This window comes from Fimbriimonadia bacterium (assembly GCA_039961735.1).
Classification (GTDB): Bacteria; Armatimonadota; Fimbriimonadia; order Fimbriimonadales; family JABRVX01; genus JABRVX01.
Genome location: JABRVX010000033.1, coordinates 1 through 13,941, shown reverse-complemented (window position 1 = coordinate 13,941; position 13,941 = coordinate 1). Strand labels below are relative to the sequence as shown.

Here is a 13,941-nt window from a genome sequence, read left to right as displayed (position 1 = left end):
AGACTTGCACCCAACCTGCTGAAGATGAGGTTTGGAATGCGTTGTCGTTGGCTTCTTCTGCCGTTGCTCTTGGCGACGGTAACGGGGTGCGGCCCGGGAGGGTCTGGCTCGGCGGGACCGAGCGATGAGATCGTCTTGGAGACACCCGATGGCAGTGAGGTCCGATTGATGGAGACCATCAAGCGGCCTGGTGCTACCGCCACGCTCGTGAACTTCTGGTCCATTGGGTGCGTGGGTTGCCGTGCGGAGTTGCCGCACTTAGCCAAGCTTTATGAGAAGCACCGTGACGCCGGGTTCAACGTAATAGCTGTCAACGCGATGGATACTCCCGATGCGGTCTCCAAGTTCGTGTCGCAGCATAATCTACCATTCACCGTGGTGCTGAACGGTGACGGGCCGAACGACCTGCTGCAGAAGTACAACGTCATCGCCTATCCAACCAACCTGATCTTCGACTCCTCGGGCAAGATGGTGGAGCGAATCGAGGGGTGGGAGGAGTTCACGATGCTTCGGGCTCTGAAGAAAGCCGGCATCGGCACGGACGCCTCGAACCAAAAGGAATAGACGCGAAGCCTCCGCCGCAGGCGGCGGAGGCTTCGATGCGACGACATCATCATGCCTTCTGCCAGATGCTACCGCAGGGGATTGGGGCCAACCGAACGGCCGAACGTCGAGGTTCTGCCGTTCGGAACTCCGTAGTCATCGTTTGGCTATCGTCCGCGAGCGCAAGGGCCGAAGGTCATGCTTCGACGGGCTCAGCATGACGTTTGGCTATCGTCCGCGAGCACAAGGGCCGAAGGACATGCTTCGACGGGCTCAGCATGACGTTTGGCTATCGTCCGCGAGTGCAAGGGCCGAAGGTCATGCTTCGACGGGCTCAGCATGACGTTTGGCTATCGTCCGCAAGCACAAGGGCCGAAGGTCATGCTTCGACGGGCTCAGCATGACGTTTGGCTATCGTCCGCGAGTGCAAGGGCCGAAGGACTACTTCAGCTCGGCCTTCGCTCCCACTTCCTCCAGTGCGGCCTTGATCTTGTCCGCCTCTTCCTTCTGAACACCTTCCTTGATGGGCTTCGGAGCGCTGTCCACCAGGTCCTTGGCCTCCTTCAGGCCGAGGCTCGTGAACTCGCGGACCACTTTGATCACCTGAAGCTTCTGCGCGCCCACCTCGGTGAGGATCACGTCGAAGCTGCTCTTCTCCTCTTCGGGTTCAGCAGCACCTGCCGCGGCGCCCGGCATCGCGCCCATCATCGGCATGCCGACCATGGGAGCCGCTGCGGTCACCCCGAACTTGTCCTCCAGAGCGGTCTTCAGTTCCGAGAGTTCCAATGCGGTCATCCCGCTAATCATCTCGACGACTTGCTCAACTGCTGTTGCCATTCTTTTCTCTCCCAATCCGAGGCGCTTAGGCTGCGTCCTCTCCTCGTTTCTTCTCTTCGATTGCGCCGATGCAGCGCACGACCTGAGCCACGGTCTCGTTCAGCACGTTGACCACACCGCGGAGCGGCGCGTCCACCAGGCTGAGCACTTGCGCGACCAACTCGCCCTTCGAGGGGAGCTTCGAGAGCGTCACCACGTCCGCTTCGGACAGGATGCGGCCGCTTAGGTAGCCGCCCTTGAACTTCAGCTCGGGATGCTCCTTCATGAAGCCGGCGATCATCTTGGCGCACGCCGCCTCGTCCTTCTCGACAAACGCGATGGCCGTCGGGCCGGACAGGAACTCTTCCGGTAGCTCGTTCGACTTGTCACCGAACGCGCGCCGGAACAGAGTGTTCTTGACCACGTGATACTCGGCTCCGACGGTCTTGAGTTGACGACGGACACCCGCCAGCGACTTGACCGTGAGCCCTCTATAGTCCGTGAAGATCAGCGCACCGGACTGCTCGCACAGCTTGGCCGTGTTTGCGATTACCTGCGCTTTCGCTTCCGTAGGCATATCGGACAACCTCCATGCCCGGCACAAACGCCGGGAGCCCCGCACGTGGCAGGGCTCCCGAAAAACCGCCGTATGGTAGCGCATGCGCGCCTTCGTCCCTCGGCAGGATGATTAAGCGGGGAGCCCCTGCTGTCTGCGGAACTCGCGCATGATACCCGTTGGCCGGCTGTAGGTCAAGTGCCGGACTCGAGATCGGGCGAGACCCTGGGCGGGTCGGGGGGCGGCAGAACCTTGCGCTTGGCCAGGTAGGAGTCCAAATTGGCCTTTGTCACCCGGTCTACACTTACCGGGCCGCGCTTCGGCCCAAGCCAACCCGTTCCCACGGCCTCGCGGATCATGCGCGCCGCCCGAACGCCTGCCTGGAACCAGTTGGGCTCGAGGGCGACGGCAGCGGACCCGCCCCGAACTCTCTGCAGGCCTTTCTCGCCGCCGTCCACGATCAGGGCGGCGCTGGGCGTCTCCGCCGCCTCGGGCCCCACAGCGACCACTACGGTGTTGGGCTCGCGGGGCGGTGGCGGCGTGTTCGTTATCAGAGCGACAGCCATGCGCTTGTCCAAAGCCGACCTCTCGGTGTGGAACAGCAGGGCGTCCACGTCGAGCAAACATGCCCCTCGCGCAAACAGAACGAGACGTCGTGCGCCGGGAACCAGCGCGTTCGATTCGGCCACTATTCGTCTCGCCAGGCCTTCGATGTCGGGGCCGAGGTGCTCCGTACGAGGCGAGATTGGGGAGTCCGTGCCGATGAGGAGCGACCGTACCGAATAAGAATAGGCCGCATCGGCGAGTGTCTTGCCGGCTTCGGGCGAGGCATTCGGAAACACGGCGACGGTCGGCACCCGCGCCAGGGCGTCTTTGAAGGCGTTCGCGAACGCCTCGAAACTCGCCGCCTCCTGAGTGGCCGTGTCTATACCGTACTCAGAGAGCTGAAGCCGCGCGCCTTCGGCGATGAGCTGCGTGTCCTGACGCCCTGCAACCGTGAACAGGGCCACCAGTGCCCGCGGTTTCTCGACAATGGGGGCACGATGGCAGCCCGCTTCCAATAGCAGGGTGGCAGCCGCGAACAGGCTAGTCGAAAAGACCTTCCGCATACCTAGCTGGGTCGAAGTCTAGCAGGTCTTCGGCCTTCTCGCCAACGCCGATCAACTTGATGGGCGTGCCGAGCACTTTCGTCACCGACAGCATCGCCCCTCCGCGAGAGGTGCCGTCCAGTTTAGTCAACACCAGGCCCGTTAGGGGGACGGCTTGTCGGAACTGCTCGGCCTGACGGATGGCGTTCTGCCCGGTGTTGGCATCCAGCACCAACAGCACCTCGTCGGCGGGCCTCCCGAGCGCCTTCTCGGTCACGCGTGCGATCTTGCCCAACTCGGCCATCAGGTTCACTTTCGTGTGCTGCCGGCCTGCCGTATCCGCCAACACATAGTCGATACCCCTGGCCTTGGCCGCGCTGATCGCATCGAACACTACCGCCGAAGGGTCCGCCCCCTCTTGGTGGCGAACGATCTGACTGCCGGTGCGGTCGGCCCAAATCGCCAGCTGATCGCTCGCCGCGGCGCGAAACGTGTCGGCGGCCGCCAGCAGCGAGGTCTGACCTCGGCGGCGAAAGCGCTCGGCGAGCTTCGCAATCGTGGTGGTCTTACCCACTCCGTTGACACCGACGAAGAGGTAGACCGTCGGCTTCTCGCTCCCCACCCGTAGCTCGCCCCCTTCGAGGCCTCGGAATCGGTCGGCAATCAGCGCCTCCAGTCGTTCCCGGACGGCTTCCGGCTCTCGCAGTCTCTCGTCGCGGACTGATTGCCTCAACTCCTGGAGCATCTCGTCCACCTCGCCGACGCTGGCATCCGCGGCTAGCAGAGCCTCCTCTAGCTCGTCGAACAGATCGTCATCCACGATCCCTCTGCCTAGAATGCGAGCGACGCTTTTACGCAGACCCTTGAAGATGCCCAGACGCATGGATGGCATTATGTCCTGTCCCCGGCTCAGTATCGGTTACGAGCGGGTCCGAAGTAGGCCCACGAGGAAGGGCGCGCCGATGAGTGCGGTCAGGACGCCGACCGGGATCTCGCGCGGCGGGAGAGCGGCACGGGCCAGCGTATCCGCGGCAATCAGCAGGATCGCGCCGAGCAGCCCGCACGCGATGTAGAGCAGCCGATGCTCGGGGCCGACCAGGCGCCTGCCGATGTGCGGCACGATCAGCCCGACGAAGCCGATGATGCCCGCCACCGACACAGCAGCTGCTGTCGCCAGCGAGCCGAACAACAGCACTCCGCCCTTTACGCGCTCCACGTCTACACCGAGATGGGCGGCCGACTCTTCGCCGAGGGAGTAGACGTTCAGTGCCCTGGCGACCCACATCAGCCCCAGCACACCCACGCCGCCGATCCCGAGTGCGACCCACACCTGCCCCCACGTGGCCATGCTGAAGCTGCCCATGAGCCAGAAAACGATCCGCTCGAACGATTGCTGCGCGATGATCAGCAGTAACGTGATTGCAGCCCAGAGCACAGACCCGATGGCCACGCCCGCAAGCAGGAAGGCACCGACGCTGGTTCGTCCACTCCTTCGCGACGTCCAGTAGACCAGCGTCGCACCTCCGAAGGCGCAGACAAACGCAGCCGCGGAAGCGCCGAAGCCGGCGAGTGCGCCCGCGAAACCGAACAGCACGGCGCACGACGCTCCTATGGCGGCTCCCCCCGCGATTCCGGTGATGAACGGGTCGGCGAGGGGGTTTCGGAGTACGCCCTGAAACCCCACGCCCGCGGATGCCAGCATCCATCCGCACGCACCCGCTAGAACGATGCGCGGGGCGCGAATGCTCCACAGGATGGTAGCTATGTGGTCGGTGCTTTCAACGGTCGGTCCTGCCAGCAATGCCCTCCACACTTCTCCGAATGGCAGGGCCTGCGCGCCGAGGAACGCCGATCCCACCGCACTGCCCACCAAGAGCAGGGCGAGCGCGACCAACAGGCCGATGGAGCCGCGAGGATTCCTCTCAGCCGTGTCGCCAACGGTCATAGCCTCAGTTCGAAAAGCTTGAACCCTGCGAGCAACTGAAGGCCGCTGAAGTCCAGCCCCTCGATCTTGTCGAACCAGTCATAGCGCATCTCGACGTAGAAGCGCTCGTTGAATGTGATACCGACCGTTGCGTTGGCATTCCACCCCCATCGGGAGCCGTGTGCAGTGGGCTTCGCGTCCACACTGCCATAGTAGGGGCCTACGCGCAGCGCTGCGTAGGGCTTGGTATCGTCGCTGATACCGAACTCGCGCGCTATGCCGACCGTTATCGGCACCAAGAGCGCTCGGTTTCCGTGTCTCCGCTGGTCATATACCGTGATGTCGGCGGCAAAGGACCATCTCTCGGGCTTGCCGATGCGCATAGGGGAGATGCTCACGATGGGCCATACGTCGCCGAAGAGGTCGCGCACTTCACCCGAAGACGGAAAGTAGGAACCCACCTTGAGACCGATCGGTATCCGCCCGCCCGCGAATGTCTGGCCCGCGATCACTAACAACCATGCGAGTAATGCCAACCGAAACGAATTTATCATACTCCTCCTCGCTCCTCACCTCTTGCTCGATCCTGACCGCTTTCCTTGCAGTGTCACCTATGTAAACTACCACTGGATTCCCTTCTTCGCAGGGATGACGAGGACAGTAGTCGCCCCGTCCGTCGCTCATCCAACCCTCACGGAAGCGATGCCGTATGCGCGCATCGGCACGACCAACGTATCCCCCTCCATCGTCACTCGCGAGCCGTCTATGGGACGCTCCATCAGATCCACCTCGACAGCCGGTGCGCCTGTAGGTACCAGATGTGTCAGCTTCACCCGCGCCTTGGTGTCCTTCCCGTCCACTTCGTACAATCGGACGATGACGCCCTCTCCTTCCTCGGCGGCCTTCAGCGCCGCTAGGCGGACGTTGGGGGTCAGCACCTCGGCGAAGCCGGCGGACGGTGGGAGGCTGCCTTTGTGCACGTCGGTGGTGGTGGTCGTTAGTGGTACGTTGAAGCGGCTTCCCAGAGACATGGCTCCGCTGACGGAGCGAAAACCTGGGTAGGGAGCCACAGAAAAGTGGATGGTGTGGCGTCCTAGGTCTGGTAGAGGATCGGGCGAGTAGCTCGCTCGTAGAAGGGTTAGCCGCAGCGTGCCACCCTCGGCCCTGTGCCCGTACTTGCAGTCGTTCAACAGCGTGATGCCGTGAGGTGCACCATCGATCACTCCAGCCAAGTCGGCCCACCGTAGCGCCGGCACCTCGTGCCCGTTCGTCGGGCGCGAGATGCTACCGAAGGGTATCTCGTAGCGTGCTTTCGTGTCTGTGAGGGCGGTAGGGAAAGCCACGCGAAGCGATGGCACGCCGGTTTCAGGCGTGCCCCTTTCCAACCAGTCCGCGGTCACGGTGAAGTCCAGCATCGGGCTGCCCGCGTCGAGGCCGATCTCGACTGCGAGCGACGTGTCCCGCCACTTGCGGGTCGTGCGCACCGCAACGCGGTTAGGACCGCGCTGGACGACCTCGGTAACGCCACCCTGGTCGAGCTGTTCCACGCTCATGATCTGGCTGATCGTCCAGGCGGTCATGTTGTTCGGTGCTTCCTGCACGCCTTCCAGCACACCCAAGAGCCTACCTTGCGGCACGAAGTTGCGGCCAGACTCCTTCAGCACCAAGCGTGATACTGCACCCGATGCAGCATCTATTACTGCCAGAAGGTGCTCGTTCTCGAGCACGAAGTTGCTGGACACCGTTGCCAAAGACTTGGGTGGAACCGGTTCTGCGGTGCGGTCGAGCACGACCACCCGATAGCCGACTGCTGGGATGTCATGTACGGGGAATAGCACGGTCTGGTAGTCGTGACCCCAATAGCTGCCCGACTCCAGCACTTGAACCGGTGCCCGGTTGCCCCTGTCGTCTACTACAGCGATGCGGTCGGGCGGCCACTTCTTGTTCCATATTTTCGCACAAGCCATACCAGTTCTAGGTGTGCAGTCCGAGTTGAAGACCAGGATCGGCTCGGGGCCAATCGTTCCACCGGCATACGCCGAAAGCCCACCGGGCAATGAGTTGTCACCCACTCCCGCTCCCAATCCCTCACCGAGCCCCACTCCTTCCCCCCGCGGAGGGGGTGTCAGACCGAACGCCTCCGCCGTGTCCGCGACCGCCGCGATCCGCCGAAGCGCGCGGGTACGTACGGCATTCGCCCCTGCCAGGCACTCCTGATAAAGCCCGTTCGCGTGGTGCACCGTGTCAGCCGTGCCGGAGCCGGGCAAGATGTCATGGAACTGATTGAACAACGCGATTCGCCAAGCCTTTTCCAGAGACTCCCTGGGATAAGGCATACCACTAACAGCACCCGCGATGACCGAGAGGACCTCCGCCTCGGGGAGTACGTTCTCGCACCGCCTATTGCCCAGCTTGATGGTTGCTTGCGATGTATAGCAGCCCTCGAAGACGAAGTTCATCTCGTCATCGTGTACTGGGATGTGATCGGCGACCGGTTCGATGGCAGAGAAGTACTCGTCGAGCGTCGAGAGGCGCACCGTGGGATAGATGGGTAGCTGCGCTAGCTCGCGGGCCCTTCGCAGATCACGCCGGGTCGGGCCTCCACCATGGTCACCCACGCCATACACCCACAGGAAGTCCTTCAGGCCGGTCTCCGCCACGTAATCAACGAAGTGCTCGGTCAGCTTTCGGTCGAATGCGTGCACATAGGTCGCCTTGTCGTAGAATGCGAGCAACCTACTACCATCGGGTGACTTCCACCATAGCAGCCACTTCTCCGGCCCGGTACGATGTCGGTAGTAGCGTGTGATACCACCTCGCGAGAGGATGGCGGGCACGGTGTGAGCATGACCGAACGTGTCACACGACCAGTCAATCTTGATGCCGTCGAACGGAATGCCGAGCTTCTCATGCAGGTAGCGCCGAGAGTATAACAGGTGGCGACATAGACTCTCGCCGGAGACCAAGTTCCGATCTCCTTCCACCCAGCTCGTCGCGATGCACTCCCAGTGGCCGTCGCGAATGCGCTCACGGATGCGCTCGAACACCTCGGGACAGTGTTCCTCCATAGCGGCATAGATGGCCGCCTGGCTTTGGCAGAATCGGAAGTCCGGGAACTCGTCCATCAACCGGTCCATGGTAGTGAAGGTGTCATGGCACATGCTGACGGTGTCCTGCCACGGCCACATCCAGTTCATATCGATGTGCGCGTGCCCGCATGCATGGATCGTGTAGGCCTTTGCCTCCACGCCGATTGGGGCCATGATCCGCTCCGCCTCGTCGGTGGCACGAACCATCTCGGCCCCGGCGCCGATGGCTTCGGCCAGCACCTGAGCGGCCTGCAGAATGAGGGGCTGCCACTCGGCCGCACGGTCGGCCCGTGCGCCCGCGAAGCGGTGGGCGAAATCCAGCTGCTCAATGGCGCGCGCAACGGGCGGGGTATCGGCCCACCGGGACTCTCGGATGCGGCGAAACGCGAGGTCGAAGTCGCTTGCGTATGGCATGGCATTCATCCTAGGGCAATGTGGGGCGGCAGTGCCGCAGCGCCTGCATTCTCTGGCGGCGGTACGTCTCCTGCGGGGTCGGGACCCTTGCCTGGGGCGGCTACGGACTCGGATGGAATCGCCACACGCTGTCACCCTTGACGAACCGAGCGGGCAGGCCACCCACTACCTTCCCGGAGCGATCCAGCACCACGGCGGCAGCGAAATCCACGCCCAGTGACCCCAGCCGGAGCTCCGTCGCGAACACGATGAAGCGTGGCTTGACATCCTGGGTCTCCACGACGGCCGCAGCGAAGCATTCGTCTGCAGCAAAGTTCTGTCCGCCCACCGAGACGAAGCCCGCTGTGAAGACGAGTGGGGACTGAGCCGACCGTTTGTCCCAAACGGGGTTCGTATCGGGGCTGCCGAGCAGGACCAGGTTCTTCCCTTCGAGATCCTCCTCCTTGGCGTCCTCGGCTATCACCGCAGTGACGTCTCGAAACGGCGCGAGAAGGACACCTACCCGTTCCTGCATCGCTCGCGGCACCACGACTACGGTATCCGGTCGGCGCAGAAAGGTGTCCAGACTAGAGATGGTCGGAGGCTGGCCGTCCGGATCGTAGGAGCGCGGGATAAGCAGATAAGGGTCGAAAGCGATAGAGCTCGGGTAGAAAGGAAGCTCGATGCTAACCGGCGTGGAGTCCGCTTTGACCTGTAGCTTTCCACTCCACGTTCGGCCGCGCGGACCCACCGCGAGCAGATCGATGTCGAGGTCGTAGATGGGGGAACTCTGCTCCAGCGTGCCCGTTATCGTCACCTTGCCCTGGCCCTCCAGAAGCTTCAGATCGGCCCACACGAGGTCGGGCAGACCCGGCCTTCGGACCCACTCGTCGAAAAAGGGCTTCATCTCCTTCTCGGCAACTTTGGAAACCGCACGCTCGAAGTCCGTCCAGGTGGCAACTCCGCCGTCACCAACGCCACTCCGAAACGCCCGTAGCGCCTTCAGCATCGTGTCGAACCCGATGACGCGCTCGAGGTGGCTGAGAACCATGGGGCCTTTCAGCCGTGCCACGGTTGCTTGGCGGAGAGCGGTCATATCGGAGCAATCCGTTAGTGCGAACTCCTCCCATCCCGCGAGGAGTCGCCCTGCCGGTCGGGGAGAGTTCATGATGTCGAGCACGGCAGGAGCATCGTCTGAAGGTCGTCGGCGATACAGCGCCCACGAGTAGTTGGCGAAGGATTCCGACCAGAACCCGGTCGCTCCCGTGTCAACAACCGCGCTTCCCCACCAGGCGAGCGCAACGTCTCGTAGCGAAGGCCTCTCGAACACGCCGCGATGCCACACGATGACGTTCCCTGCGGCGGCCCGTGTAGCGGACTGCGGGGCCTCCACGAAGTGAAACTGATCCCAGGGCAGGGGCCCGAACCAGCCATCGAACCGCGCCAGCACCGGCGCGGCCGCCGCGAGGAGACTCTCCGCGACAGGCTGCCCACCGGAGAAGACCCAAGCGCTGAGCGTCCTATCACCCTGTCTCTTGGTTACCTGCAAATAGGGGCCCGCACAGAACACGACGCGACCGGAAGGGGCTTCCGTGGCGAACTCGAATCGATTGCCGGAATCGGAATCGGTGCGCGAAGAGAGACTGCCGGTGGCCACGGCGGCCCATCCCTTCGGCACGTCGGCGTGTAGCCGATACCCGATGGGTTCCAGCCCAGTCCTCGGCACCCAGCGGTCCAGCAATCCGATACTCATGTCCCCGACCCAGAGGCTGGGTTCCGTTCCTGGATCTGTCTCGTAAGCGATACGCACACGCACGCGGCTGGCGATGGGCTTCGGCAGCGCTAGATAGCTTCCCGACCGAACCACCTCGACCACCGTACCTGCGACCCGGGCTTCGGTGACCTTCAGGCCGGGGTGCAAGCGCAGGATGGGGTCGCCGGGAGGAACCTTCTCGTATTCGAGCGACCCCTCGCAGACCACCGTGACCTTGCCGCCCGGCGCCGTGACGTTCACGGTCACGTCGTGATCCGTAACTCGGTAGCCGAAGGTCTCGAATTCGGGGAAAGGTTCACCCACTCGGCCTTCGTGGACGGGATGGAGGCGCTCCCGCTCGATCCCAGCAAAGACGCGCAGGTACTCGATCCCCCCGGGCGTGCGGAGGGGCTGTACAGACCACTCGAGGTCGGGAGCCGAACGCAAGGCGTAGCCACAGACCTTTTCCGGGGCCCCTTCCACGAGCGGCGCCAGGGCTTCGGGGGCGCGCGCAGCCAGGGCTGCCTGGAGCCGCTCCGCAAGTGAGTCGGAAGCGTCCGCGAGGCCGAGCAGGCCGATGCTGAGAAACAGTGAAACCATCACGTGCATGGGTACGATCATTCCCGTGGTCGAGGTGCCGGTCCTGCCGCGCCAGGCTATTCGCCGTAGGCGGGAACGCAACAGCCGTCCTGTACGTAAACCATTTGTAGCAATAGACTTGACAATGAGGCACTCAAGTCATTCGAAATCTAGAACTCCCCGGAGTGTCGCCAAATGAGATTCGACAAGCTAACCCTCAAAGCCCAGGAAGCCTTGCAGAGCGCGCAGGGCATCGCCGAGGCACGCCATCACCAAGAGATTGGCGCCGCCCACTTGTTGGTTGCCTTGCTGCAGCAGCCCGAGGGCGCGGTTCGTCCCGTGCTGCAGAAAATGGGTGTCCTGCCGGATTCCCTGCTCGCTCAGGTCAACACAGAACTGGAGCGTCAACCCCAGGTGCACGGTGTGGCTGCGGGCGGACATATTGGCGAAGACCTGCGAAAAGCGATGGAGGCAGCCTTTGACGAGGCCGAAAAGTTGGGTGACGAGTACGTCGGCACCGAGCTGCTGCTGCTGGGCCTCGTGACCGAAACCAGTTCAGCCGTTGGCAAGCTACTGCGGGCTTCGGGGGTAGAGCGAGAAGCACTGCTCGAGGCCATTCGGCAGGTGCGAGGCGGCGAACGCGTCATCGACCAGTCCCCCGAAGAGAAGTATCAGGCGCTGGAGAAGTATGGGCGTGACCTGACGGATGCGGCGCGAAAGGGCAAGCTGGACCCGGTCATCGGCAGAGACGACGAGATCCGCCGCGTTGTGCAAGTGCTGTCCCGACGAACGAAGAACAACCCGGTACTCATCGGCGAGCCGGGCGTGGGCAAGACTGCCATCGTCGAAGGTCTCGCCCAGCGCATCGTGGCGGGTGATGTACCCGAGACGCTGAAGGATAAAAACGTCGTTGCCCTAGACATGGGCGCCCTGATTGCGGGTGCGAAGTACCGCGGGGAGTTCGAAGACCGCCTCAAGGCCGTTCTGAACGAGATCAAGAAAGCCGAGGGGCGTATCATCCTCTTCATTGACGAGATGCATACCCTGGTCGGGGCGGGCCGGGCCGAGGGCTCCATGGACGCCGCGAACCTGCTGAAGCCTATGCTGGCTCGTGGCGAACTGCGCTGTGTCGGCGCCACGACCCTCGACGAGTACCGTAAGCACGTCGAGAAGGACGCCGCACTCGAACGCCGCTTCCAACCGGTGTTCGTTGGAGAACCGAGCGTCGAAGACACGATCGCCATTCTGCGCGGGCTGAAGGAGCGGTACGAGGTGCACCACGGCGTGCGCATCACTAACAGCGCTATCGTGGCAGCCGCCACGCTCTCCGACCGGTACATCTCGGATCGCTTCCTGCCCGACAAAGCGATTGACCTGATGGACGAAGCCGCGTCCCGTCTTCGCATGGAGATCGACTCGATGCCGGTGGAGATCGACGAACTAGTGCGTCGTGTGCGCTCGCTCGAGATCGAGCGCGAGGCGCTCAAGAAGGAAGAGGATCAGCGTAGCAAGGAGCGGCTCGAGGCGTTGGAGCGGGAACTGGTGGAGCTCCGTGAAAAGCAATCGGCGCTCACCGCCCAGTGGCAAAGCGAGAAGGAAGTGATTACGCGAATCCGCGAGCTGAAAACTCAACTCGAAGAGGCCAAAGCCGAAGAGGTGGCTGCCGAGCGTGAAGGGAATCTCAGCCGCGCAGCCGAGCTTCGCTATGGCCGTCTCCTGGAACTGCAGGCACAACTCGACGCCGAGCAGGACCGGTTGGCACAGCTTCAGCAGACTTCACGGATGCTGAAAGAAGAGGTGGACGAAGAGGACATCGCCGAGGTGGTCGCCAAGTGGACTGGCATCCCGGTCACCCGCCTCATCGAGTCCGAGATCCAGAAGTTGCTCAAAATGGAAGACCGCCTGCGTGAACGCGTGGTGGGTCAGGACAGGGCCGTACGCGTCGTCTCCGATGCTGTGCGACGGAGTCGCAGCGGCCTAGCCGATCCCAACCGACCGATTGGCTCGTTCATGTTCCTCGGGCCGACGGGAGTAGGGAAGACGGAGCTTGCCAAAGCGCTTGCGGAGTTCCTGTTCGATGACGAGCGAAACATGGTTCGCATCGATATGTCGGAGTACCAGGAAAAGCACACGGTAGCACGCCTCATCGGCGCCCCGCCCGGTTATGTGGGTTACGAAGAGGGCGGGCAGCTCACCGAGGCCGTCCGCAGGCGCCCACACAGTGTGATCCTGCTCGACGAGATAGAGAAGGCTCACCCAGAGGTGTTCAACGTGCTGTTGCAGGTTCTGGACGACGGACGATTGACCGATGGTCAGGGCCGCACGGTGGACTTCAAGAACACGGTACTGATTATGACGAGCAATGTCGGTTCGCACCTGTATGGGGATGCTCCGATGGGCAGCGTGGAGGACGTGTGGCCGCGAGTCCAAGAGGCACTGCGTCAGGCATTTCGTCCGGAGTTCCTGAATCGAATAGACGAGATCGTGCTGTTCAACGGTTTGGGGGTCGAGGAGATCAAGCGCATCGTGGACCTGCAACTGCGTCTGGTGCGCGAGCGCCTACATGATCGCCGGGTCGAACTCGATGTTACCGACGCCGCACGTTCGGAGTTGGCTGCCCGCGGCTACGACCCCACCTACGGCGCCCGCCCGCTTAAGCGTGTGATTCAGCGCGAGATCCTGAACCCGCTAGCGGAGAAGGTGCTATCCGGCGAAGTGCGCGACGGTCAGACGGTGACCGTTGACTTGCGCGATGGCACGTTCACCTTCGAAGCCGCCTACACCGCCGAGCCGGTATAGGCCCGAGACCATTTCGTCCTCCCTCTCCCCCTGACGGGCGAACGGCTCGGGCGTAGTGGCGTGGGTGCTGAAGCGAAGGGGCCGTGACCAGTACCACGTGTTAAGGGCGACTACGATCTGACTGCAGCGGTGTTAGGTGATGGCGGCATGGCCTGGTCCGAGTTCGCCCGCATCAACACGGCGGCGCGGGTGCTGTGGAAGGAGGGGGGCGGGTGTGGCTCGACGAGACGCCGATGTTCCTCGACCAGTTGCTGCTCGATGACCAGGCCTTTCCCCAGCGGCTGAACGAGCGCAACGGCATCGTAGCGATGGGCTATCACACGGGCGGGACGCCCGTGCCACCCCCCAGCGTAGCGATGGGCTATCACACGGGCGGGACGCCCGTGCCACCCCCCAGCGTA

The 13,941-nt window shown here is 63.0% G+C and carries 11 protein-coding genes; 3 read left to right on the top strand and 8 right to left on the bottom strand.

The genetic code is table 11. From position 1 onward, the window contains the following. Nucleotides 1-36: 36 nt before the first annotated feature. The gene (locus HRF45_08815) at nucleotides 37-564 is read left to right on the top strand and encodes a TlpA family protein disulfide reductase (protein MEP0766624.1); all 528 of its coding nucleotides are present in this window, start codon (nucleotides 37-39) and stop codon (nucleotides 562-564) included. Nucleotides 565-984: 420 nt separating this feature from the next. Here HRF45_08815 and rplL read toward each other — a convergent pair whose 3' ends face one another. The 8 genes from rplL to HRF45_08775 form a co-directional block, all read right to left on the bottom strand. After that, the gene (rplL, locus tag HRF45_08810) at nucleotides 985-1,380 is read right to left on the bottom strand and encodes a 50S ribosomal protein L7/L12 (GenBank protein ID MEP0766623.1); all 396 of its coding nucleotides are present in this window, start codon (nucleotides 1,378-1,380) and stop codon (nucleotides 985-987) included. 25 nt (nucleotides 1,381-1,405) lie between these two features. Next, nucleotides 1,406-1,936 carry a 50S ribosomal protein L10 gene (locus HRF45_08805; protein MEP0766622.1) on the bottom strand — a complete coding sequence of 177 codons (531 nt, stop codon included), beginning with the start codon at nucleotides 1,934-1,936 and terminating at the stop codon, nucleotides 1,406-1,408. 173 nt (nucleotides 1,937-2,109) lie between these two features. Beyond that, nucleotides 2,110-3,024: a hypothetical protein gene (locus HRF45_08800; protein MEP0766621.1), complete on the bottom strand. Its 915-nt coding sequence runs from the start codon at nucleotides 3,022-3,024 to the stop codon at nucleotides 2,110-2,112. After that, nucleotides 3,002-3,886: a signal recognition particle-docking protein FtsY gene (ftsY, locus tag HRF45_08795; GenBank protein ID MEP0766620.1), complete on the bottom strand. Its 885-nt coding sequence runs from the start codon at nucleotides 3,884-3,886 to the stop codon at nucleotides 3,002-3,004. Before ftsY ends, HRF45_08800 begins: the two co-directional genes overlap by 23 nt. A 36-nt stretch (nucleotides 3,887-3,922) precedes the next feature. Then, nucleotides 3,923-4,948, bottom strand: coding sequence for an iron ABC transporter permease (locus HRF45_08790; protein ID MEP0766619.1), 1,026 nt, complete (start codon nucleotides 4,946-4,948; stop codon nucleotides 3,923-3,925). Beyond that, nucleotides 4,945-5,481 (bottom strand): hypothetical protein, encoded by a 537-nt coding sequence (locus HRF45_08785; protein MEP0766618.1) that lies wholly within the window; start codon nucleotides 5,479-5,481, stop codon nucleotides 4,945-4,947. Before HRF45_08785 ends, HRF45_08790 begins: the two co-directional genes overlap by 4 nt. Before the next feature lie 126 nt (nucleotides 5,482-5,607). Further along, a complete protein-coding gene (locus HRF45_08780) occupies nucleotides 5,608-8,430 on the bottom strand; it encodes an alpha-mannosidase (protein MEP0766617.1) in 2,823 nt (940 codons plus the stop codon). 100 nt (nucleotides 8,431-8,530) lie between these two features. Beyond that, nucleotides 8,531-10,783, bottom strand: coding sequence for a hypothetical protein (locus HRF45_08775; protein MEP0766616.1), 2,253 nt, complete (start codon nucleotides 10,781-10,783; stop codon nucleotides 8,531-8,533). 153 nt (nucleotides 10,784-10,936) lie between these two features. Between HRF45_08775 and clpB the strand changes: the two genes are divergently transcribed. Next, on the top strand, nucleotides 10,937-13,540 hold the full coding sequence (clpB, locus tag HRF45_08770) for an ATP-dependent chaperone ClpB (protein MEP0766615.1): 2,604 nt from the start codon (nucleotides 10,937-10,939) through the stop codon (nucleotides 13,538-13,540). Nucleotides 13,541-13,752: 212 nt separating this feature from the next. Next, on the top strand, nucleotides 13,753-13,941 hold a 189-nt coding region (locus HRF45_08765; GenBank protein MEP0766614.1), incomplete at its 3' end, for a hypothetical protein.